12 protein-coding genes are annotated in these 22427 nt (G+C 67.7%); 11 read left to right on the top strand and 1 reads right to left on the bottom strand.

The window, feature by feature from the left end; translation table 11 throughout:
* Positions 1 to 63 precede the first annotated feature (63 nt).
* The 11 genes from ACIBJB_RS31175 to ACIBJB_RS31125 all read left to right on the top strand — a co-directional run bounded on the left by ACIBJB_RS31175 (position 64) and on the right by ACIBJB_RS31125 (position 21243).
* On the top strand, positions 64 to 1407 hold the full coding sequence (locus tag ACIBJB_RS31175; protein WP_398935414.1) for an ABC transporter substrate-binding protein: 1344 nt from the start codon (positions 64 to 66) through the stop codon (positions 1405 to 1407).
* 94 nt (positions 1408 to 1501) lie between these two features.
* Entirely contained in the window at positions 1502 to 2296 is a 795-nt protein-coding gene (locus ACIBJB_RS31170) for a rhamnogalacturonan acetylesterase (RefSeq protein WP_398935412.1), read from the top strand.
* A 35-nt stretch (positions 2297 to 2331) separates the two neighbouring features.
* Positions 2332 to 3651, top strand: a complete 1320-nt coding sequence (locus ACIBJB_RS31165) for a polysaccharide lyase family 1 protein (protein WP_398935410.1) — start codon at positions 2332 to 2334, stop codon at positions 3649 to 3651.
* Between the two features lie 89 nt (positions 3652 to 3740).
* Positions 3741 to 4868, top strand: a complete 1128-nt coding sequence (locus ACIBJB_RS31160) for a pectinesterase family protein (protein ID WP_398935408.1) — start codon at positions 3741 to 3743, stop codon at positions 4866 to 4868.
* Positions 4868 to 5899, top strand: a complete 1032-nt coding sequence (locus ACIBJB_RS31155; protein WP_398935406.1) for a pectinesterase family protein — start codon at positions 4868 to 4870, stop codon at positions 5897 to 5899. Before ACIBJB_RS31160 ends, ACIBJB_RS31155 begins: the two co-directional genes overlap by 1 nt.
* Complete coding sequence (locus ACIBJB_RS31150; protein ID WP_398935404.1) at positions 5886 to 7043, top strand: dienelactone hydrolase family protein; 1158 nt, start codon at positions 5886 to 5888, stop codon at positions 7041 to 7043. The genes ACIBJB_RS31155 and ACIBJB_RS31150 overlap by 14 nt, the downstream gene beginning before the upstream one ends.
* Before the next feature lie 37 nt (positions 7044 to 7080).
* Entirely contained in the window at positions 7081 to 8193 is a 1113-nt protein-coding gene (locus ACIBJB_RS31145; RefSeq protein ID WP_398935402.1) for a chondroitinase-B domain-containing protein, read from the top strand.
* A gap of 225 nt (positions 8194 to 8418) precedes the next feature.
* A complete protein-coding gene (locus ACIBJB_RS31140; RefSeq protein WP_398935399.1) occupies positions 8419 to 9966 on the top strand; it encodes a VCBS repeat-containing protein in 1548 nt (515 codons plus the stop codon).
* A 160-nt stretch (positions 9967 to 10126) separates the two neighbouring features.
* Positions 10127 to 13759, top strand: a complete 3633-nt coding sequence (locus ACIBJB_RS31135; protein ID WP_398935397.1) for a LamG domain-containing protein — start codon at positions 10127 to 10129, stop codon at positions 13757 to 13759.
* A 144-nt stretch (positions 13760 to 13903) separates the two neighbouring features.
* Positions 13904 to 20824 carry a polymorphic toxin-type HINT domain-containing protein gene (locus tag ACIBJB_RS31130; protein WP_398935395.1) on the top strand — a complete coding sequence of 2307 codons (6921 nt, stop codon included), beginning with the start codon at positions 13904 to 13906 and terminating at the stop codon, positions 20822 to 20824.
* Positions 20825 to 20907: 83 nt separating this feature from the next.
* Complete coding sequence (locus tag ACIBJB_RS31125) at positions 20908 to 21243, top strand: hypothetical protein (RefSeq protein ID WP_398935393.1); 336 nt, start codon at positions 20908 to 20910, stop codon at positions 21241 to 21243.
* A 312-nt stretch (positions 21244 to 21555) separates the two neighbouring features.
* Here ACIBJB_RS31125 and ACIBJB_RS31120 read toward each other — a convergent pair whose 3' ends face one another.
* Positions 21556 to 22092 (bottom strand): hypothetical protein, encoded by a 537-nt coding sequence (locus tag ACIBJB_RS31120; protein WP_398935391.1) that lies wholly within the window; start codon positions 22090 to 22092, stop codon positions 21556 to 21558.
* Between the last annotated feature and the right edge of the window lie 335 nt (positions 22093 to 22427).

Raw genomic sequence — 22427 nt, 5'->3', positions numbered from 1 at the left:
CCACCGACTTCCCCCCACAGCTTCATATCTCCGCTGGAATCAGAAGAAGAAGAGAGCCGATCAATGAAGATCAGTATCCGCAGAAGCAGGCGCGCTGCCATAGCCGTCGCCCTCGGGTCCGTCCTGGCGCTGACCGCCACCGCCTGCGGTGACGACGGCAGCGGGTCCGGCGGTGACAAGGGAGACGAGGGCAGCGGCAAGGGCAAGATCGTCTTCTGGGACAACAACGGCGGTGTGCGCACCGACATCTGGAAGGAGATCATCGCCGACTTCCAGAAGGCGAACCCGGACATCAAGGTCCAGTACGTCGGCATCGCCTCCACCGAGTACCAGTCCAAGGTCGACACCGCCATCCAGGGCGGCGGCCTGCCGGACGTCGGCGGTGTCGGCGCGGCCATGCTCGCCGGCTTCTCCGCGCAGAACGCGCTGGAGCCGCTGGACAGCCGGCTCTCCAAGTCCTCCCTGAACGGCAAGCTCAACGAGGACATGGTCGGCGTGCTGAAGGCGGCGGGGGGCGGGGACGGCACGCTGTACTCGATCCCGACCTCCGCCAACAACGGCGTGCTGTACTACCGGACCGACCTGTTCAAGAAGGCGGGCCTCGACGAGCCGACCACCTGGGACAAGTTCTACGAGGCCGCGGACAAGCTCACCGACGCCAAGAAGAACGAGTTCGGTTACACCATCCGCGGCGGCGCCGGGTCCATCGCCCAGGCCCTGGACGCGATGTACGGGCAGAGCGGGATCACCTCGTTCTGGAACGGCGACAAGACCACCGTCAACGACCCGAAGAACGTGGCCGGGCTGGAGAAGTACGCGGCGCTGTACAAGAAGGTCACTCCGGCGGCCGACCTCAACAACGACTTCACCAAGATGGTCGCCCAGTGGGACTCCGGCACGATCGGGATGCTGAACCACAACCTGGGGTCGTACCAGGACCACGTGAAGGCGCTCGGGGTCGACAAGTTCCGGGGCATTCCGCAGCCGATCGGCGCCTCCGGCAAGCGGGTGCAGGTGTCCAACCCCGTGGACGGGATGGGGGTGTTCAAGAGCTCGAAGAACAAGGACGCCGCGTGGAAGTTCATCGAGTTCGCGACCTCGGCCGCGGAGAACTCGAAGTTCAACAAGGCCGCCGGGCAGGTGCCGTCGAACAACGACGCCGCCAAGGACGCCTGGATCTCGGAGGCCGAGCCCACGAAGCTGGCCGCCGCCGCGCTGACCGACGGTTCCACGACCATCGTCCAGCTGCCGTACTACCTGCCCGACTGGAACACCATCTCCAAGGCGGACAACGAGCCGAACTTCCAGAAGGTGCTGCTGGGTGACATGAGTGCGAAGGACTTCCTGGACACCATGGCCGACCAGCTGAACAAGGCTCAGGCCGAGTGGAAGGAACAGAACGGCTAAGAACTCGGGTGAATGCGGTCGTGGGGAGCTGCGCGTTCGTCGTGGCTGGTCGCGCAGTTCCCCGCGCCCCTGGAGTTGGGATGGTGTACCTGAAATGTCACTTACCCGTAGACAAATCACCGTAGCGGCCCTGGGGTCCGTGCCCCTCGCTTTCAGCGCAGCCGGCAATTCACATGCCGTGGGAAACCGCACCCTCTTCATCGCCGGTGATTCCACCGCCGCCCAGAAATACGCCGACGCCGCGCCCGAGACCGGGTGGGGCATGGCGCTCCCCTTCTTTCTGCACAAGGACCGGCGGGTCGCCAATCACGCGGTGAACGGGCGGAGTTCGAAGTCCTTCGTCGACGAGGGACGGCTCGATGTCATTCTCGGCGTCATTCGGCCGGGCGACTTCCTGCTGATCCAGTTCGGACACAACGACGAGAAGACCGCTGACCCCGCCCGCTACACCGAGCCCTGGACGACGTACCAGGACTATCTGCGCCTGTACATCGACGGTGCCCGCGCCCGTGGTGCCCGGCCCGTGCTGGCCACCTCGGTCGAGCGGCGGAAGTTCGACGCCTCCGGCAACGCGGTGCCGACCCACGGCGACTACCCGGCGGCGATGCGGGCGCTCGCCGGCGAGGAGGGGGTCGCGCTGCTCGACATCCAGGCCCTGTCGCTCGCGCTGTGGCAGAAGCTCGGGGTCGAGGAGACCAAGCGGTACTTCAACTGGACCGCTACCGAGCAGGACAACACGCACTTCAATCCGCCGGGTGCCATAGCCGTGGCCCGGCTCGTCGCCGGTGAGCTGCTGCGGCACCGCGTGCTGGCGCCCCGGGACGTGCGCCGGCTCGATGCCGAGATCCCGGAGTCCTGGATCACCTGGCCGTCGTCGGCCACCGTCTGACCACTCCTTCTTCGTTGTCGAAAGAGAGCCGCACCATGAACGCACAGAGATGGCATGAGCATGTCATTACAAGGGTGATGGCCGTGGCGGGTTGTTCCGCCCTGGTCCTCGCGGTCACCGGACCCACCGCCCAGGCCCAGGGCCATGACACCGCCCGCGAGACCCTCGCCGGCGGCGACGGCTGGGCCTCCGACGGCACCGGCACCACCGGAGGCGCGGCCGCCGACGCCGCCCACGTCTACACCGTCACCGACTGGGCCGGCTTCAAGGCCGCCCTCGCCGCGGGCGGGACCGCACCGAAGATCATCAAGGTGAAGGGGGTCATCGACGCGGTCTCCGAGGGCTGTGACTCCCTCGCGGCGCCCGGGTACGACTTCGACGCCTACCTGGCGAAGTACTCGCCCGAGGCCTGGGGCCTGGACACCGACCTGAGCGCCGAGCCCGACGACAGCCCCGAGGGACTGCGCCGCGTCTCCGCCGCCCAGCAGGACCAGACCATCAAGGCGAACGTGCCCGCCAACACCACGATCATCGGGGTCGGCAAGAACGCCGGGTTCAAGGGCGCGAGCCTGCAGATCAAGGCCGTCGACAACGTCATCGTCCGCAACCTCACCTTCGAGAGCCCCATCGACTGCTTCCCGCAGTGGGACCCGACCGACGGTGCCAAGGGCAACTGGAACTCCGAGTACGACACCGCCGTCGTCTACGGGTCCACCCATGTGTGGCTGGACCACAACACCTTCACCGACGGCAGCCACCCCGACAGCGCCGCGCCGACCTACTTCGGCATGCTCTACCAGCAGCACGACGGCGAACTGGACATCGTCCGCGGCGCGAACTACGTCACCGCCTCCTGGAACGTCTTCACCGAGCACGACAAGACGATCCTGATCGGCAACAGCGACAGCGAGTCCACGGCGGCGGGGGACCGGGGCAAGCTCAAGGTCACCTTCCACCACAACCTGTTCTCGAACCTCGTCGAGCGCGCGCCCCGGGTCCGCTTCGGCCAGGTCGACTCCTACAACAACCACTTCGTGGCGAACGACGACTACGCCTACAGCTTCGGCATCGGCAAGGAGTCCCAACTCGTCGCCGAGCACAACGCGTTCACGCTGCCGGCGGGGATCAGCGCGGCCAAGGTGCTCAAGCGGTGGAACGTCTCCCCGCTCACCGCCGCCGACAACTACGTCAACGGCAAGCCCACCGACCTGATCGCCGTCCACAACGCCGAGATCCCCGCCGAGACCCTGGAGTCCGGCGCCGGCTGGACGCCCACCCTGCGCACCAAGGTCGACCCGGCCAAGAAGGTGCCCGGGATCGTCGACCGCGGCGCGGGCGCCGGGCGCGTCTGCTGACACCACCCCCTTGACCGGCCGGGGCGGAATCCAGCGGCCGCCCCGGCCACCCACCTCACCCTTGTGTCGCATGTCCAAGGAGCACCCGCATGCCCTCGCACGACACCCGACTCCCCCTGTCCAGAAGGGGATTCCTGCTCGCGAGCACCGGAGCGGCGGCCGCGCTCGCCCTCGCGCCGGCCCCCGCGCACGCCGGCGCCAGGCGCCCGTTCGGCCGCTTCGGATCACCGGCCGCCCGGCTCACCCCGCAGACCCTCTACGTCGACCCGAAGGGCCGCGGCGACCACACCACCGTCAAGGACGCCGTCACCGCCGCCACCGGCAGCGGCTGGACCCTGGTCCTCGCCCCCGGCACCTACCGGGAGACCGTCGCCGTCGACGTCACCCGCACCGAGGCGACCTGGATCGGCGCCTCCGAGGATCCCCGGGACGTCGTGATCGTGTACGACAACGCGGCCGGCACCCCCAAGCCCGGCGGTGGCACCTACGGCACCACCGGATCCGCCACCACCACGGTCCAGGCCGACGGCTTCACCGCCCGCTGGATCACCTTCGCCAACGACTGGCTGCGCGCCGACCACCCCGGCATCACCGGCACCCAGGCCGTCGCCATCAAGGTCCAGGGCGACCGCTCCGCCTTCCACCACTGCCGCTTCCTCGGCCACCAGGACACCCTCTACGCCGACTCGATCGCCCTCACCTCCTTCGCCCGCCAGTACTTCTCGCACTGCTATGCCGAGGGCGACGTCGACTTCGTCTTCGGGCGGGCCACGGCCGTCTACGAGAACTGCCACTTCCGGACCCTGAACCGGACCGACCTGGCGGCGGCGCCGTACGGCTTCGTCTTCGCGCCCTCCACGGCGGGTGCCAACCCGCGCGGCTACCTCGTCACCAGGAGCCGCGTCAGCAGCGAAGCACCCGACGCCTTCTACAAGCTGGCCCGCCCGTGGGTGCCGAGCTCCGACACCACCGCCCGGCCCGCGCTCGTGGTGCGGGACACCTGGCTGGGCACCGGGATCGACGCGGCCGCCCCCTACACCAACATGTCGGACGCCTTCCCCTGGCAGAACCAGCGCTTCGCCGAGTACCGGAACACCGGCCCCGGCGCCAGGATCACCGTCCCGGAGAACCGGCCCCAACTCACCCGGGAACAGGCCGAGTCGGCGACCAGGGAGGCCTACCTCGGCGACTGGCGCCCCTGGAAGGAGACGTGCTGATGCGCAGGCGCACCCTCCTCGGGGCCGGTCTCGGGCTCGCCGTGGCCGGAGCGGCCCCCGCCTTCGCCACCGGAGGTCACCGCGTCCTCCACGTCCGCCCCGGCGACTCCATCCAGGCGGCCGTCGACGCGGTCGCCGGCCCCGGCTGGACGATCGTCGTGCACCCGGGCACCTATCGCGAGGTCGTCAACATCCCCGCGGACAAGGCGGAGTTGACCGTACGGGGTGCCGTCCCCGACCCCCGTGCCGCGGTCATCGTCTTCAACAATGCCAACGGCACCCAGAAGCCCGACGGTTCAGGCACCTACGGCACCGCCGGCTCCGCCACCTTCACCTCCGCGGCCCCCGGCCTCACCGTCCGGGACCTCACCCTCGCCAACGACTGGCTGCGCGCCGACCACCCCGACATCACCGGCACCCAGGCGGTCGCCGCCTACACCTACGGCGACCGCACCCACTTCGAGAACGTCCGCCTCCTGGCCCACCAGGACACCCTCTTCGTCGAGACGACCGCGCTCACCGCCTTCGACCGGCAGTACTTCCGCCGCTGTTACATCGAGGGCGACGTCGACTTCGTCTTCGGCCGGGCCACCGCCGTCTTCGAGGAGTGCCACTTCCACACCCTCCAGCGGGACGTCGGCTTCACCCCCAAGGGCATGGTCTTCGCCCCCTCCACCGCCCGCGCCAACCCCTACGGCATCCTCGCCGTCCGCTCCCGCATCACCTCCGGGGCCGAGGACGCGGCGTACAAGCTGGCACGGCCCTGGGTGCCGTCGTACGAGACGACCGCCTGGCCGTTCCTCGTCGTGCGGAACAGCCTGATCGGGCCCGGGATCGACCCGGTCGCGCCCTACACCAACATGCGCGAGGCCTATCCCTGGCAGACCATGCGCTTTCGGGAGTACGCCAACTCCGGCCCCGGCGCGGTGATTTCCGTCCCCGGCAACCGGCCCCAGCTGACCGCCGAAGAGGCCGCCGCGCACACCCGGCGCACGTATCTCGGGGACTGGAGGCCCTATGAACGCCGGTGACCCGGTGGGCCGACGGGCGTTCGTGGTGGGCGCCGGAGCGGCCGTGCTGGCCGGGGGAGCGGTGAGTCCCGCGGAAGCCGGGGTCGTGGACGGCCCGCTGCCCGACTTTTACCCGGTGCTGAAGAAGGAGCTGAACTTTCCCCTCGCTTGGGGGACTTCGCCGATCCGGGACTTCCGGGCCTGGCGGCGGACAGCCCGTGCCACGGTCGAGGAGCACCTCCTCGTCGACCGTGAGGACGGGACGCCGTACGACGCCCAATTCGACCTGGGCCCACAAGGCGACGGCTACACACGGGAGTCGGTCACCCTCTCCCTCACCCGTCACGAACGCGTCCGCGCCGCCCTGCTCACCCCGCACGGCCCCGGGCCGTTCCCCGCCGTGCTGCTGCTCCACGATCACGGGGCGAAGTTCGACATCGGCAAGGAGAAACTGGTCCGGCCCTGGTACGACGACACCCGCCTCGCCTCCGCGCAGACCTGGGCGGACAAGTACTTCAGCGGCCGGTTCGTCGGCGACGAGCTGGCCCGGCGCGGCTATGTCGTCCTGTGCGCGGACGCGCTCGGCTGGGGTGACCGCGGGCCGATCACCTACGAACAACAGCAGGCCCTCGCCTCCAACTTCTACAACCTCGGCTCCTCGCTCGCGGGGCTCATGGCCCGCGAGGACGCCCGCGCCGCCGGGTTCCTGGCCGGACTGAAAAGGGTCGACGCCAGGAGGGTCGCGGCTGTCGGCTTCTCCATGGGCGCCTACCGCGCCTGGCAGACCGCCGCACTCACCGACACCGTCAAGGCCACGGCAGCCGTCTGCTGGATGACCGGCCTCAAGGAAATGATGGTGCCCGGCAACAACACCCTGCGCGGGCAGTCCAGTTACTACATGCTCCACCCGGGGCTGCCCCGGTTCCTCGACTTCCCCGACGTGGCGAGCATCGCCGCCCCCAGGCCGATGCTCTTCTTCAACGGCGGGCTCGACCCGCTGTTCCCCGCCGACGGCGTCCAGGTCGCGTACGACAAATTGCGCGCCGTCTGGCACTCCCGCCACGCCGAGGAGCGGTTGCACCTGAAGACCTGGCCCGACCTCGGCCACGTCTTCGTCGACCGCATGCAGGACGAGGTCTTCGGCTGGCTCGACGCCGTCCTCTGAACCATCCCCCACCCGCACGAGAAGGGACCCGCACTCCATGTCTCGTCGTACCGCTCTCATCGCCACGGCCGCCCTCGCCCTCGGCTCCGGCATCGCCGTTCTCCCCACCCAGGCCCAGGCCGCGACGGTCGTCGTCAGCAACTCGACCGACCTGTCCAACGCCATCAAGAACGCCACCGCCGGCACCGTCATCCAGGTCCGAGGCGGCACCTACTACCCGACGGCCACCCTCCAGTCCACGGCCAACGGCAGCTCCTCCGCGCCGGTCACGCTCACCGCGTACGGCTCGGAGACCGTGAAGATCGACGGCTCGTCGCTCCCCGCCGGCGACTGGATCTTCAAGCTGACCGCCGACTACTGGAACGTCTCCAACCTCACCTTCCAGAACTCCCCGGACAGCGCGGTCGTCTGCCAGTCCTGCACCGGGACGGTCTGGAACAACATCAAGACCATCAACGGCGGCGACTCCGGCTTCACGCTCACCGGCGACGGGACCGTGAACAACACCGTCAAGAACATCGACTCCTACGGCAACTACGACGCCGCGAACCATGGCGAGAACGCCGACGGCATCGCCGTGAAGTTCGGCTCCGGCACCGGCAACCTCATCACCGGCGCCCGCCTCTACAACAACTCGGACGACGGGATCGACTTCTGGTCCTTCTCCTCGCCCGTCACCGTGGAGCACACCTGGTCCATGGGCAACGGCGTCAACCGCTGGTCCGACTCCGCCTTCGCGGGCGACGGCAACGGCTACAAGCTGGGCGGCGACGGCGAGGTCGTCGCGCACGTCATCAACAACTCCGCCGCCTGGGGCAACGCCGGCAACGGGTTCACCGAGAACTCCAACACCGGCGCGATCGTCATCAACCGCACCACCGCCTACGCCAACAGCAAGTGGGGCTACTACTTCGCCACCAGCTCCGCCAAGCTCGGCAAGAACCTCGCGGTGAGCAACGGCGGCGGCTCGGTGAGCAAGGGCTCCAAGGTCACCTCGTCCGGCAACAACTGGGACAGCGGGATCAGCACCCCCGCCTTCAAGTCGACGGACGCCTCGACGACGTACAACGCCCGCAGCTCCAGCGGCACTTTGCCCGCCACCACGTTCCTGACGACGGGCAGCACCACCATCGGCGCGACCATGAACTGACGCGGCCCGGGAATTGGGGCCCTTCCGCGTGCAGGGGCCCGTCAGTTCGCTGGCGGGCTCGTCGCCGGACCCATACCAAAACCTGTGAACGTGATGTGTGAAATGTGTGTGATTCATGTCATGCCCTGTTGTGCGTGATGCCTATTGCATGCCCACGTCACTCAAGGAGACGATCTCTTGACTTTTCTTTAGCTTCTCTTTATCTACGGGGCGACTTTGTTACGGATGAAAAACCCAAGGACGGCACGGCGGTACACCTCCGTCGTCGTTCTGGCAGGGGCGCTGCTGGCCTGGGGCATCGGCGTGAGCGGTGGAACGCCGGCGGTGGCCGCCGTCGCGTGTCCCTCGGGGGGCGAGTCGGACTTCAACGGGGACGGGGCCAGGGACACGGCAGTGGCCGACCCGGAGGCCACCGTGGGCGGTGTGGCCAAGGCGGGCGAGGTGCACATCGTCTACGGCGCAGGCAAGGGCGTCCTCACCCTCTCGCAGGCCCTTGACGGCATCCCGGGAGCGCCCGAGACGGGCGACCGGTACGGCGACTCGCTGGCCGTCTACGACGCCGACCTCGACGGCTGCAGCGACCTGGTGATCGGCACGCCCTACGAGGACATCGGCACGGTGGCCGACTCCGGGCTCGTGCACGTCGTGTACGGCTCCCCGAGCGGACTCAACGCCGGCACCAAAGTCGTCAAGGAGTTCTACCAGGGCAGCGACAGTCCGCTGGGCGGCGGCCCGGAGACCGAGGACTGGGTCGGGTACGCGGTGGCCGCCGGGAAGACCTCGGTCGGCACGCCCTACCTGTTGATCGGTGACCCCGGCGAGTCGATCGGCACCGTCGAGGACGCGGGCGCCTTCTACTACATCAGCGGCACCGCGCAGACCGTCGCCTTCGTCAGTCAGGACACCGACGTCGCCGGCGCCGTGGCAGGCACTGCCGAACGCGACGACCGCTTCGGGTCCTCGATCGCCGCGACCCCGACGCACTTCGCCGTCGGCACGCCCGGCGAAGCCCTCGGGACCGCGACCTTCGCCGGCGGCGTGGGTTTCTTCAGCCACGTACTCACCTCCAACTCCCCGAAGCCGCTGGGCGGCCTCGGCCAGGACCAGGACGTGATCTCCGACGACAAAGAGGTCGGCGACCAGTTCGGCGCCGCGCTCGCCATGGTCCCGTACCGTGCCTCCGGCGCCACCTCCACCACCGAGTCACTGCTCGCGGTGGGCGTGCCGGGCGAGGACCTGGCGACGACCGTCGACGCCGGCGCCGTCCAGGTCTTCAAGCTCGCTGCGAACGGCACCTTCACCGAGACCGCCTGGATCGACCAGAACACCGCGGACGTGGGCCAGGAGGCCGAAGCCGGCGACTTCTTCGGCAAGCGGCTCGCCGCCGTCAACTCCTCCCCGAATGCCACCTCCACGGCCACCACCACCCGGCTCGCGATCGGCGTGCCCGGCGAGGAGTCGACCGAGGAGTACGCGGAGAAGGGCGGCGTTCAGATCGTCCCGCTGGTCGGCGCGCCCGGAGCCTCGGACCAGTGGATCGACCCCGGCTACGGCGTCGGCTCCACCCCCGCGCCGCGCATGCTCACCGGCATCTCACTGGCCGCCACCCCCTCGCTGCTGTACGTCGGGATGCCCTACGGCCCGGCGGAGACCCGTGCGGTCTACGGCTTCCCGTGGAACGTGGCCTCCGGCGGCGCCGCGACCCAGACGATCAGGCCCGGCGAGGGCGGCATCCCCGCGACCGGCGTCGCCTTCGGAGCCGTCGTCAACTGATCGCCTCTCCACGGCCGGTCGCCGGCCCGCACCTCGGGCACGGCGCTCGGCCGGTGCAGAACCAGGCGCAGAGCACCGGTGGCACGCCCGCGTGAGGCCGTATACCCCGCCGGTGGCGCCCCTTTGACGCAACAGACTGACGCAACGGGAGAGTGGACGCGTGTCCGCAGACACACAGAGACCGATACGGCGTGGCGTACTGCTGCGTGCCGCCGTCGCGGCCGCAGTCACCGCGACGGTGGTGGCCGGCGGCCTGGCGGCCCTACCGGGCGAGGGGGGAGGCGCGGACCAGTCGACGGTTGCCGCCGGCCAGCCGATGACGACCGAGCAGCAAGCCATGGCCGCCGCGCAGGACAGCGGCAAGAAGACCGAGGTCGTCGGCCTGCGCACCGAGCGCCGTGAGATCTTCGCGGAGCCCGAAGGCACCTTCACGGCCCGCGAGTACACCGAGCCCGTGCGTACTGTGCAGGCCGGCAAGTGGGTCGACATCGATGCCACGCTGGTGAAGCGGGCCGACGGGAGCTGGGGGCCGAAGGCCACCACCGTCGGCCTGGCCTTCTCCGACGGTCAGGCGGGAAAGCCCTTCGTGACGATGCAGCGCGCGGGCCGTGCGTTCGCCCTGACCTGGCCGTACGGCACGCTGCCCGCGCCGACGGTGGAAGGGGAGACGGCCACCTACGTCGACGCCCTGCCCGGTGTCGATCTCAGCGTGCGTGCCGAGGCCGACGGTTTCGGTCACCTGCTGGTCATCAAGACGCCGGAGGCGGCGGCCGATCCGAGGCTGGCCCAGCTCGACCTGGGCATGGCGACCGACGGTCTTAAGGTCACGGAGGACGCGAGCGGGGCGATCCTCGCGGAGGACTCCGTCGTCGGCGGCACGGTCTTCCAGGCGGGCAAGCCCTCCATGTGGGACTCGGCCGCCGTGGCGGAGGCCGCGACGAAGAAGCAGGGGCCCCAGGCCGTCGCCAAGGCGCTGAAGGCCGCCGCGGCCGGCTCCGACGAGACCGCGGCCGCCGCCCCAGGCCCCGAGACGGCCCCCGAGCCGGCCCTCGAAGGCCCCGGCGGCGGTGGACGCGTTGCCCAGCTCGGCGTCGAGATCGGCAAGGGCAAGCTGAGCCTCGTCCCCGACCAGAAGTTCCTGAAGAGCGCGGACACCGTCTTCCCGGTCGTCATCGACCCGATCCAGCGCACCACCTCGCGCACCGCCTGGACCGGCGTGATGTCGGGGATGCCCAGTGAGCAGGACTGGAAGTACTCGGGCAGTGCGGGCGTGGGCAAGTGCCCCACCGACTACAACCCGGTCTCCTGCAACGGCGTCGGCACCCGCCGGGTGATGTTCACGATGCCGCTCTCCTTCTACAAGGGGAAGCAGATCCTGGGCGCGACGTTCTCCGCCCGGGTCGAGCACATCTACAGTGCCTCTCCGACCGCCGAGCCCATCCAGCTCTACCGGATCGGCGGACAGAACCACACGATCAACTCGTCCAGCAACTGGTCCAATACCTCGGACGACTGGGACGACTATCTGCAGACCGTCGACAAGGCGATCTCCCCGACCTCCTGCTCCAGCCAGGCCAACCTGCACTTCGAGAGCGGCAAGACCGGCGAGCTGACCAGCGAGATCAAGACGGGAGCGGCCGGCGGCTGGAACTCGATGACGCTGGGCCTGCGCGCGGCGGACGAGTCCCGCTTCGCCGGGTGGAAGCGGATCTGCGGCAACGCGTACCTGTCCATCTCGTACAACAACCTGCCGCGGCAGATCAAGACCTCCGACATGTCCACCGACCCCGGTGGCGCGTGCAAGTGGGGCGCGAGCCGTCCCACCGTCGACTCTCCGCCGAAGCTGCGGGCCATCGCCAGCGACCCGGACCACGGCAACGGCCAGACCGACAAGGTCAAGGTCGAGTTCAAGATCGAATGGGGCGGGAGCACCCCGGGCTCATACACCTACATCACGAAGGACGCGCTCTCCCCGACGGCCAACACCAAGTTCGAGCACACCGTCAAGTCGTCCATCCCCCACGACACCGTCATCTACTGGAGCGCACGCGCCAATGACGGCGACGGCGACGGCCCGTGGAGTTCGGACGGCGACACTGCCCAGCGCTGCGAGTTCATGTACGACAAGACCTGGCCGGGCAAGCCGCTCGTGCTGTCCAAGCAGTACCCGTCGGACACCGTCTACCACGACGGCGTGGGCACCTACGGCACCTTCACCTTCGCGCCCAACCCGAACGACTCCATCGCGGACACCGACGTCGTCAGGTACCAGTACTCCTTCGACGGCGCCGCGCTGACCACCCTCACGCCGACCACCGGGGGTGGATCCGTCTCCGCGCAGTGGGTGCCGACCCGTGCCGGACGGCACGTGCTCGAGGTGATCGCCATCGACAAGGCGGCGCACGCCAGCAGCAACTCCTACGACTTCCTGGTGGCCGAGGGCCGGCCGGTCGTCGGCCAATGGAACCTCGCAGACGAGGCGGGCGGCGAAGCGCACGACGAGAGTGGCGACTACTCCGCGACCGCAGGCAGCGCAGTCACTTTCGGCGCGGACGGCCCCGGCGGGAAGGCCGACAAGGCCGCCCACTTCGACGGCACCGCCGAGTCCTATCTCGATGTCAGCGAGACCGTGCTCGACACCGCCAAGAGCTTCAGCGTCAGCGCGTGGGTGCGGCCCACCGCGCTGAACAAGAACATGGCGGTGATCAGCCAGGACGGCACCGGCGAACCCGGCTTCGCCTTCGGCTACGACGCATCCGCGCAGACCTGGAAGTTCTCCGTGCCGGTCAACGACGTGGACTCGCTCGGCGAGTGGAAGGCCGTCTCCACCGGCCTGAGCGTGGTCAAGGACCAGTGGGTGCTGCTGACGGGCGTGTACGACGCGCAGAAGAGCACCGGCCCGCAGCTCCAGCTCTACGTCAACAAGGATCTGAAGGGCTCCGCCGCGCGGCGCTCCACCTGGAAGTCGTACGGTCCGCTGCAGATCGGCCGCGCCACGGCCAAGAGCGGCTACCGCGACAACTTCACGGGTGATCTCGCCGAGGTACGCGTCTTCGACCGGGTCCTCTCGGCGGCCGAGGTCACCGAGCTGATGACCGTCAAGCCGGTGCGCAAGGGCTACTGGCAGCTCGACGAGGCCACCAACGGCTCGGTGACCGAGACCGGCGGCGGCCAGGCGCTGACCCTGGCGGGCAACGCCTCCATCTACCGTCCGGCCGACGTGTTCGACACCGCCGCCCTGGTCGGCGGGGGCAACCTGGTCCTGGATGGCGACGGGGACTACGCCTCCACCGCCGCCGCCCCGGTCACCGGCAACACCAGCTTCACCGTGACAGCCCGTGCCCAGCTCACCTCGCTGAACCCGGCGAAGTCACAGACGGTGCTGTCCTTGCCGGGCGCCAACACCAACCGGATCCAGGTCCGCTACCAGGCGACGACCGGTCAGTGGGAACTGGCGGTCGCCAAGTCGGACGTGGCCGCACCCGAGGTCGTCACCTTCACCGACGACCAGGAACTGCCCGACACCGGCGGCTCCGGCCAGCACCTGGCGGTCGTCTACGACTCCTTCGCCAACTCGATCCGGCTGTATGTCGAGGGCCAGCTCGTCGCGGGCGCCTACGGCACGGACGACACCCTGTGGTCCGCCACCGGCGGCCTCCAGATTGGCCGATCACTGCGCGGGGCGAGCGAGTTCTTCGCCGGCGCGATCGACGAGGTCCGCGTCTACACCGGGGCGGCCGACCAGATCGCGGTGCAGCAGATGGCCGCGCTGATAGCCGTATCGGATATGTGACGGACCGTCACGTCCGCAGTACGCCGGGTCCGTTTGTGGACCCGGCGTGCCTGGCCTGCCTCGTTTCTTCGCCCACCCCTCATGACGTTCTCCCGATCAGGAAGTAGCCGAATGTTCATCCGTGGCCGCTCACTGAGCCGCCGCATGCCCAGATCGACGATCGTCGCGACAGTGCTCGGGCTCACGCTCGCGCTGCCCGCGTCGTCGGTCCAGGCATTGGCGCTCGACGACGGCGACCGGGGCCGCACCAGCCGCCCCGGCGTCCAGGACGACGGGGATCCCGCCAAGGGATCCGACGCGAAAGCGAAGTCCCGCCCCTCCGACCCCGCGCGCAAGGCCGCGGTCAAGGGACTCGACAAGGCGGTATGGCCCAAACAGGGCGGCGCCGAGGTGACCGTGAGCGCGGTCGGCTCGACCGAGGCCGGCGGCCTGCCGGTCAAGGTCGGCAAGGCGCTCAAGGCCGCGAAGGGCGTCAGGGCGTCCGAGGCAACCGAGAAGGTGCGTGTCGACGTCCTCGACCCGAAGCGTGCCGGGCAACTCGGCGCCGGCGTGCTCCTCGGCGTCGAACGCGCCGACGGAGTGGACGAAGCCGCGAAGGTCCGGCTGACGGTGGACTATTCGGAGTTCGCCGAGGGCTTCGGCGGCTCCTACGCCTCACGCCTCCAGCTGGTCCAGCTCCCCGCCTGTGCCACGGTCGCGACTCCGGGCAGCAAGGCGTGTCCGGAGCAGCCGAAGGTGCTGCAGACGGTGAACGACGTGAAGTCGGGCACAGTCTCCGCCGACGTGACGGCCGCCCCGGCTCCCGCCGAGGGCGTCTCGACGATGGCCGACACCGCGACCTCCCTGGTCGCGGTGGCCGCCGGCCCGTCGAGCGCGCAGGGCACGTACAAGGCGACGGCTCTGTCTCCGTCGGCGAGTTGGAGCGTCGCCCCTTCTTCTGGCGGGTTCAGCTGGAGTTACCCCCTGAACTCCGTTCCGACCCCGGGCGGCCTGACGCCGACCGTGGGCCTCGAATACTCCTCCCAGTCGGCGGACGGCCGCACCTCGACCACCAACAACCAGGGCTCATGGATCGGCGAGGGCTTCTCTTACGACCCCGGCTACATCGAGCGCCGCTACAAGCCGTGCTCCGAGGACGGTCATGACAGCTCGGGCGAGCAGTGCTGGGCGTTCGACAACGCCACGATCATGCTCAACGGCAGCTCCGGCGAGCTGGTCAAGGACGACACGACCGGTAAGTGGCACCTGTCGTCGGACAACGGTACGAAGGTCGAGCAGCTCACCGGCGCTACCAACGGCGACGACGGCAGCTCGGACGACAAGGGCGAGCACTGGAAGATCACGACCCCCGAGGGCACGGAGTACTCCTTCGGTCTGAATCGTCTGCCGGGATGGGCCACCGGCAACGAGGAGACGAACTCGGTGTGGACGGCGCCGGTCTTCGGCGATGACTCGGGTGAGCCCTGCTACAACGCGACTTTCACGAGCGCGTACTGCCAACAGGCGTGGCGTTGGAGTCTGGACTATGTCAAGGACACACACGGCAACGTGATGTCCTACTTCTACGACCGTGAGACGAACTACTACGCACTCAACGGCAAGACGGACGCCAACGGCACCATGTACCACCGCGGCGGCTGGCTCAAGCGCATCGACTACGGTCAGCAGGACACCAAGGTGTACGCGGCGAAGGCCCCGGCGCGGGTCGTCTTCAACACCGCCGAGCGCTGCCTGCCGACAGCCGGCTTCGACTGTGCGGAGAGCAAGCGCACGAAGGCGAATGCCACCTATTGGCCGGATGTGCCGGTAGACCAGGAGTGCAAGTCGGGCACGAAGTGCACCTCGCCCGTGCAGACGTTCTTCACGACGAAGCGGTTGACGTCGATCGTCACGCAGATGCGCAAGGACGCCACAAACTACTCGGATGTGGACGCCTGGACCCTCACGCACCTGTTCACAGACAACGGCGACGACTCCAAGACGCTGTGGCTGTCGAAGATCGACCATGAGGGCCGCGCTGGGACCACCGTGAAGCTGCCATCGGTGGAGCTTTTCGGCGAGCAGTTGGCCAACCGGGTGGACGCGATCGGGGACAACATCGCCCCGTTCCACCGTTTCCGGCTGTCGATGGTGCTCAGCGAGACGGGCGCCCAGCTCGATGTCACCTACGCGCCGGTGGATTGCGCGAAGGCCTCGTTGCCGAAGCCGGGTGAGTCGACCAAGCGCTGTTACCCGGTGAAGTGGGCTCCGCCGGGGTACGTCGAACCGATCACGGACTGGTTCCACAAGTACGTGGTGTCGGCGGTGATCGAGACCGACCGCACCGGTGGCAGCGACTCGATGGTGACGCGTTACGACTACCAGGGCGACGCGGCCTGGCGTAAGGCGAAGCCGGACGGCATCACGGACGAGAAGTACCTGACGTGGGGCGGCTGGCAGGGCTACGGGAAGGTCAAGGTCACCAGCGGCAGCTCAGACAAGCAGACCACCCGTGTGGACTACACGTACATGCAGGGCATGGACGGCGACAAGGACTCCACCGGCAACGCCCGCTCGGTGACGGTCAAGGACTCCACCGGGGCCTCCTACGCGGACGCCGAGGAATTCACCGGCCACCAGCTGGAGACGGCTACCTACGACGGCGACAAGCTGGTCTCCAAGACCATCGACACCCCGTGGAAGCACTACACGGCCACCCAGACCAGGAGCTGGGGCACCACCCGCGCCGCGATCGTGAAGTCTCAGACGGCCCGCGGCTTCAGCATGAAGTCCGACGGCACGTGGAGCGAGACGAAGTCCACGACGACGTACGACACGGCGAACGGCACCGGCCGCGTACTGATTGTCGACGACCAGGGCGACGTCTCCATCGCCAAGGACGACACCTGCACCCGCACCACGTATGCGGACAACACGGCGAAGAACATCCTGTCGCTGCCCGCGCGCAGCGAGGTCGTGTCCGTGAAGTGCGCGACGACGCCTGACCGCAAGACGCAGGTTCTGGCGGACGAGCGTACCTCGTACGACGGTGGCGCGTTCGGCGCGGCGCCCACGAAGGGCGACGCGACCAAGACCGAGCAGCTGACCGCGCACAACGGCACGACGGCGACGTACCAGGTCACCGGTGCCACCACCTACGACGACTACGGCCGTCCGAAGTCACAGCAGGACGCCAAGCAGTACGGAACGTCCGACGCGACGAAGACGGTCTACGCCGAGACCAACGGCCTGCTGTCGAGAACGACGGTCACCAACGCGCTCGGCCACAACACGATCACGGACTACGCCCAGGCCTGGGGTATGTCGGCGGGGCAGACCGACCCGAACGGCAAGCGCACCGACCTTGCTTACGACGCGCTGGGCCGCCTGACCTCGGTGTGGCTGGCGGACCGGGCCACGACCCAGACACCGAGCATCAAGTATTCGTACAACGTCCGCAAGGACAAGGTCACCGCGATCAAGACGGAGAAGATCGAGAACGACGGTACCTACGGCGCCGAGTACCAGTTGTACGACAGCATGCTGCGGCCCCGCCAGATCCAGACCGAGGGTCTGGACGGCACCCGCATGGTCGCCGACACGTTCTACGACGCGACCGGCAACACCAAGAAGACCAACGCCACATACAACGCGGCCGGCGCGGCCTCGGACGAGCTGCGGCTCGTGAGTAACAGTGAGGTCGGGGCGCAGAACCTGACCCAGTACGACGGCCTGGGCCGGCCGACCGCCCAGATCTTCGCGGTCAGCGGTGCGGAGCAGTGGCGCACCACGACGACCTACGACGGTGAGCTGACGAACGTCGACCCGCCGGTCGGTGGAGTGCCCAGCACGACGATCACGGACAGCGCCGGCAACCTCTCAGAGATCCGCCACTACCGCGGTGCCTCCCCGGCCGCAGGCGTGCCGTACGACTCGACCAAGTACACCTACAACACGGCGGGTTTGCTGGAGACCGTCACCGACGCCAAGAACAACGTGTGGCGTTATGAGTACGACCAGCTGGGCCGCAAGAAACTGAGCGTCGACCCCGATGCTGGGACTTCCCGTACGGAGTACGACGAGCTGGACCGGCCGGTCGCCTCGTACGACGGGCGCAACAAGAAGACGTCCACGGTCTACGACAAGCTCGGCCGTGTGCTCTCGACCTGGCAGGGCGACGCCGAAACCGGTACCAAGCTGAGCGAGACAAAGTACGACAAGGCCGGCTGGCTGGGCCAGGCTTACGGCTTCCTGAGCTACACGTCGCCGACGGATTACTTCGCCACCGCCGTCCAGTCGATGGACGAGTTCTACCGTCCGTTGAAGACCGCGTATCAGGTCCCGGCCTCGCAGGATTCCCTTGCCGGCACGTATGTCTACACCTCCACCTACAACCGGGACGGCACGCTCCAGAGCACCGGCCTCCCTGCCATCGGCGACCTGCCGGCGGAGGCGCTGACCTACACGTACGACGCGCTCCAGCGTCCGAGCACCATGACGGGCAGCACCTCGTACGTCACCAACACCGTGTACTCCAGAACCAGTCAGCTCCAACAGCTGGAACTGTCCACGGGTGGCAGCGGCAAGAAGGTCTGGCAGACCTTCGGCTACGAGACGGGAACCGACCGGCTGACCCGCTCGGTGGTCGACGTCTACGGTGCGACAGCCCCGGCGAGGGACGCGAAGTACTCCTACGACCAGGCGGGCAACGTCCTGTCGATCGCGGACACGGCCAATTCGGCCGCGCCGGACGTGCAGTGCTTCGCCTACGACAGTCGTCAGCGCCTTCAGGACGCCTGGACCCCGGCGGCCACCGCGACGACCGCGGCCGGCTCCGGCACCCGCGGCTCCACCACCCCGGTGGACGGCACCGGCCCGACCGCATGTGACGCGGCAGCCGGTTCGAGCGCACTGGGCGGTCCGGCCCCGTACTGGAAGTCGTACGAGACCGACGCCATCGGCAACCGCACCGCGGAAACCATCCACGACATCGGTCTGAACGCGGCGAAGAACATCACGCGCAGCTACACATACGGCGGCGCGGGCACCCTCGGCGACGGGCCGCACCAGGTCACCAAAGTCACCGAGAAGACCCCGACCGGAGACAAGCAGTCCTCGTACGAGTACGACGACTCCGGCAACACCACCAAGCGCACCATCGGCGGCAACGCGCAGTCCGTCCTCTGGAACGACCAGGGCAAGGTCAGCGAGGTCACCGAGGCGAACGGCTCGAAGACGAGCTACCTGTACGACGACTCCGGCAACCGTCTCGTACGCAAGGACACCACCGGCACGACGGTCTATCTGCCCGGCACGGAACTGAAACTGTCGGCGGACGGCACCAAGAAGGAGGCCACGCGCTACTACGAGTACGCAGGTCAGACCGTCGCGGTCCGCACGGCTGCGAAGGTGTCCTTCGTCGCCTCGGACCACCACGGCACGGGCGAGATGGCGATCGACTCCGCGACCGGGGCGATCTCCCAGCGCCGCTTCGACCCCTACGGCGTCGAGCGTGGGGAGAAGCTCGGCCCCTGGCCGGGCGAGAGGGGGTTCGTCGGCGGCACGATCGACACCTCGACCGGCCTGACTCATCTGGGGGCGCGGGAGTACGACGCGACGATCGGCAAGTTCATCTCGGTCGACCCGATCATCGACTACACCCAGCCGCAGCAGATCAACGGCTACGCCTACGCCAATAACTCGCCGGTCACAGAGGCCGACCCGAGCGGCCAGCTGTCGTCGTGCGGCCTTTTCGCGGGGATCTCCTGCACGGCCGGTTGTGACCCGCTGTGCGCGCCCGAAGAGACGAAGGTCAACGAGGCGAAGCAGGCGGTCAGCCAGGCTCAGAGCCAGCAGTCGACAGCCAAGAAGCGCATCAAATCGGCGGGCAAGGCGCTGATCAAGATCGCCCGCGACATCCTGGGCGTGGACGCGGCCCTGGACTGCATTTCCAGCGGTGACGTCGGGGCCTGTGGCGAGACCCTCCTCAACATCGCCGGCAGCTTCGCGGGCGGCCTCGCGGGCAAGATCCTCGCCAAGTACGGGGCCCCGTGGAAGTGGGCCAAGGGCATCAAACTCGTCAAGCGGGTAGCCGGGCTCGTCAAGGACCTGGTCGGCGGCGCGACGAGCCTCTTCAAGGCGAACAAGGCGCTGGGCAAGGCCAGAATGGGGCTGGCAAAGGCCACGGAGAAGCTGGCGGAGGCCAGAAAGAAGGCCGCGGCGGCTCTGAAGAAGAGCAAGAAGTCCGAGCCTGAGTGCCACAGCTTCCTGCCAGGCACAAAGGTCCTCCTCGCCGGCGGCAGCACCAAGCCCATCGAGAAGGTCGCACTCGGCGACAAGGTCGTCACCACCGACTCCAAGACCGGTAAGTCCACGGTCCACGAAGTCGCGGGCACCATCGTCACCGAGGATGACAAGCACTTCTCCGACCTCACGGTGAAGTCGGTATCGGGCAAAGCAGAGGTTCTGGTCGCCACGACCACTCACCCGTTCTGGGTCGAGTCCGAGCAGGAGTGGATCAAGGCCGGCGATCTCGAACCCGGCATGAAGCTGCGCACCCCGTCCGGCGCCACGGTCGAACTCACGGCCAACCGCCACTTCGACAAACGGCAGCGGACGCACGACCTCACCGTCACCGACATCCACGCGTACTATGTGCTCGCGGGGGCTACTCCAGTCCTGGTTCACAATTGCGGCGAGGTGGCAGTCGACACGAATGCTGTGACGGATGCTCTCTCCGGTGCAAAGACCGCTGAAGTTGATGCCGCGTTGGCGGGGCGTGCCCCGGTACTTTCACCGACTGCTCATCGTGAACTACTCGAAGGTGGGCACTCGGCAGATGCCATTGGTAGCTGGTTGTCGGAGCGGGGAGGACGCATGGGACCGGCTTCCACCAGCGAAGGCGTTGCTTCACTCCAGGCTCGCCTCAGGGGCATGTGGACGGGTAAGTCCTTCAATCCGATGATTGCCGACGACGACGCTTCGGTCTTGCATTCGGCGATTCAGGATGGACTGCCGATCATTACAAATGACAAGAGATTCTATAAGAATATCGAAAGGCTCGGATATTCGAGTGAGCGATATTAGTTGATCATATCTTTTGGGGTGCCCTGCTTGCCATATTGCGGGGCACCCCGGGCCGGGTAAACAGGCTGACAGAAGGTGGTTACATGCGTGAAAGTGAACTTGAGGAGATCGAGGAGTTGTGCTCTGCGGCCACTCCGGCGCCTTGGTTCGTTAGAACCTTGGACGATGACTCCGCCATGAATCTTGTGGCGGTGAGCACGGCTCCCGACACTGGCACTGCCGAGAGGTGGCCGAATTTTGATCATCGAGACATGATTGCCGCTACTTTGGTGCAGCACCCGCGATACGTTGATTCTGGTGACGAACGCTGGGACGAGAACGCGGCCTTCATTGCAATGGCACGGGAAGCTGTGCCGCGCCTTGTGGAAGAAGTCAGGCGTCTCCGGGCCCTGCTTGCGAGTGAGGAGAGTGGTCAATAATGGGCCATTCAGGTTTCTTGGTTAATCGCGAAACCAGGTTCTGAATTCCTTCCTCTCGTTGACCTGAGGTGCACCGAAGGCTAACCAAAGAGTGTGCAAGAAAGCAGCCCCTCCGTTCTTCCGGAGGGGCTGCTGTGACCTTCGGTGGAAGTCGCACCGATTCCGGCGATCGATTAGCTATTCTCATCTTCCGTATGTGTAATTGCACGTACGATCGATTGACGGCAGAAGGTCATATAACTACACGGGTCGCTGACGAGGTGAGCGGGAGGGTCGAGCACATCTTCGGCATACGGTTCGGTGGGTGGGAAACTATCGCAAGTAGACCAGGAGAATCGCGCGCTCATCGCTGCCGTTCGCGAGGCAATTGCCATTCTTGCTCGCGCGAAGGCAGTCTGCGAGGGAGGTTGAGGTCTGCCCGGTGCAGGCCGAGGAGTGCGCCCTTGCGGAGGCTGGTGTGCAGGGCGAGCTTGAACAGGGCGTGCATCCGGTGGCTGCTGGTGGTTTCGAGGAAGCGGCGGGCTTCGGCGAGGTGAAGGGTTCCGTTCGCTTGGGGTGTGGGGTGCCCATGCGGACGTTGCGAACGACGTTGCGCGGGTTCTCCTCCTCACGGACAGCATGCTCCAGTACCGACTTCAGGATGGAGTGGATGTAGGCGAGGGCGAGCGGCGACAGCCGGCGCCGGCAGCACTCTCCGGTGGCGCAGCAGCGCAGGCGTCGGGCGGCGAGGTCGCGCGTGCAGCAGCGGCACTGGGTGCGCAGGGTGTCGAGGAAGAGCCGGATGTCCTCCGCGGTGAGCCGGGCCATCTTCTTGGAGCCGAGGCTGGGCTGGATGTAGAGGCGGGCCACGGGCGGTAGCGGGCCAGGGTGTGCGGCCTCAGCCGGTGTACGGCGACGGTGTCCAGCCAGTCCGCCAGATACGCACCGAGGGTGCCCTGGATCGTGGGTGCCGGGATCGAGCAGGTGCTCGGCGCCAAGTAACTACCGGGAAACCTCAGTTCTTGAAGGCCGCCTCCATCATGGCCTTGGCCACGGTGGCGGCCAAACCGTTGCCGCTCACCTCGGAGCGCGCCGCGTTGGACTGCTCCACGACCACCGCCAATGCCCGCCCGGCCGCTTGACCCGTTTTTTGCCTGTGGAGGAGGTATCGATCGGGCAACGGGTCTCGCGCCCACCGGGGTGAC

This window comes from Streptomyces sp. NPDC050759 (genome assembly GCF_044456945.1).
Classification (GTDB): domain Bacteria; phylum Actinomycetota; class Actinomycetes; order Streptomycetales; family Streptomycetaceae; genus Streptomyces.
The sequence above is the reverse complement of the archived record's forward strand: the minus strand, read 5'-3'. Positions and strand labels throughout refer to the sequence as shown.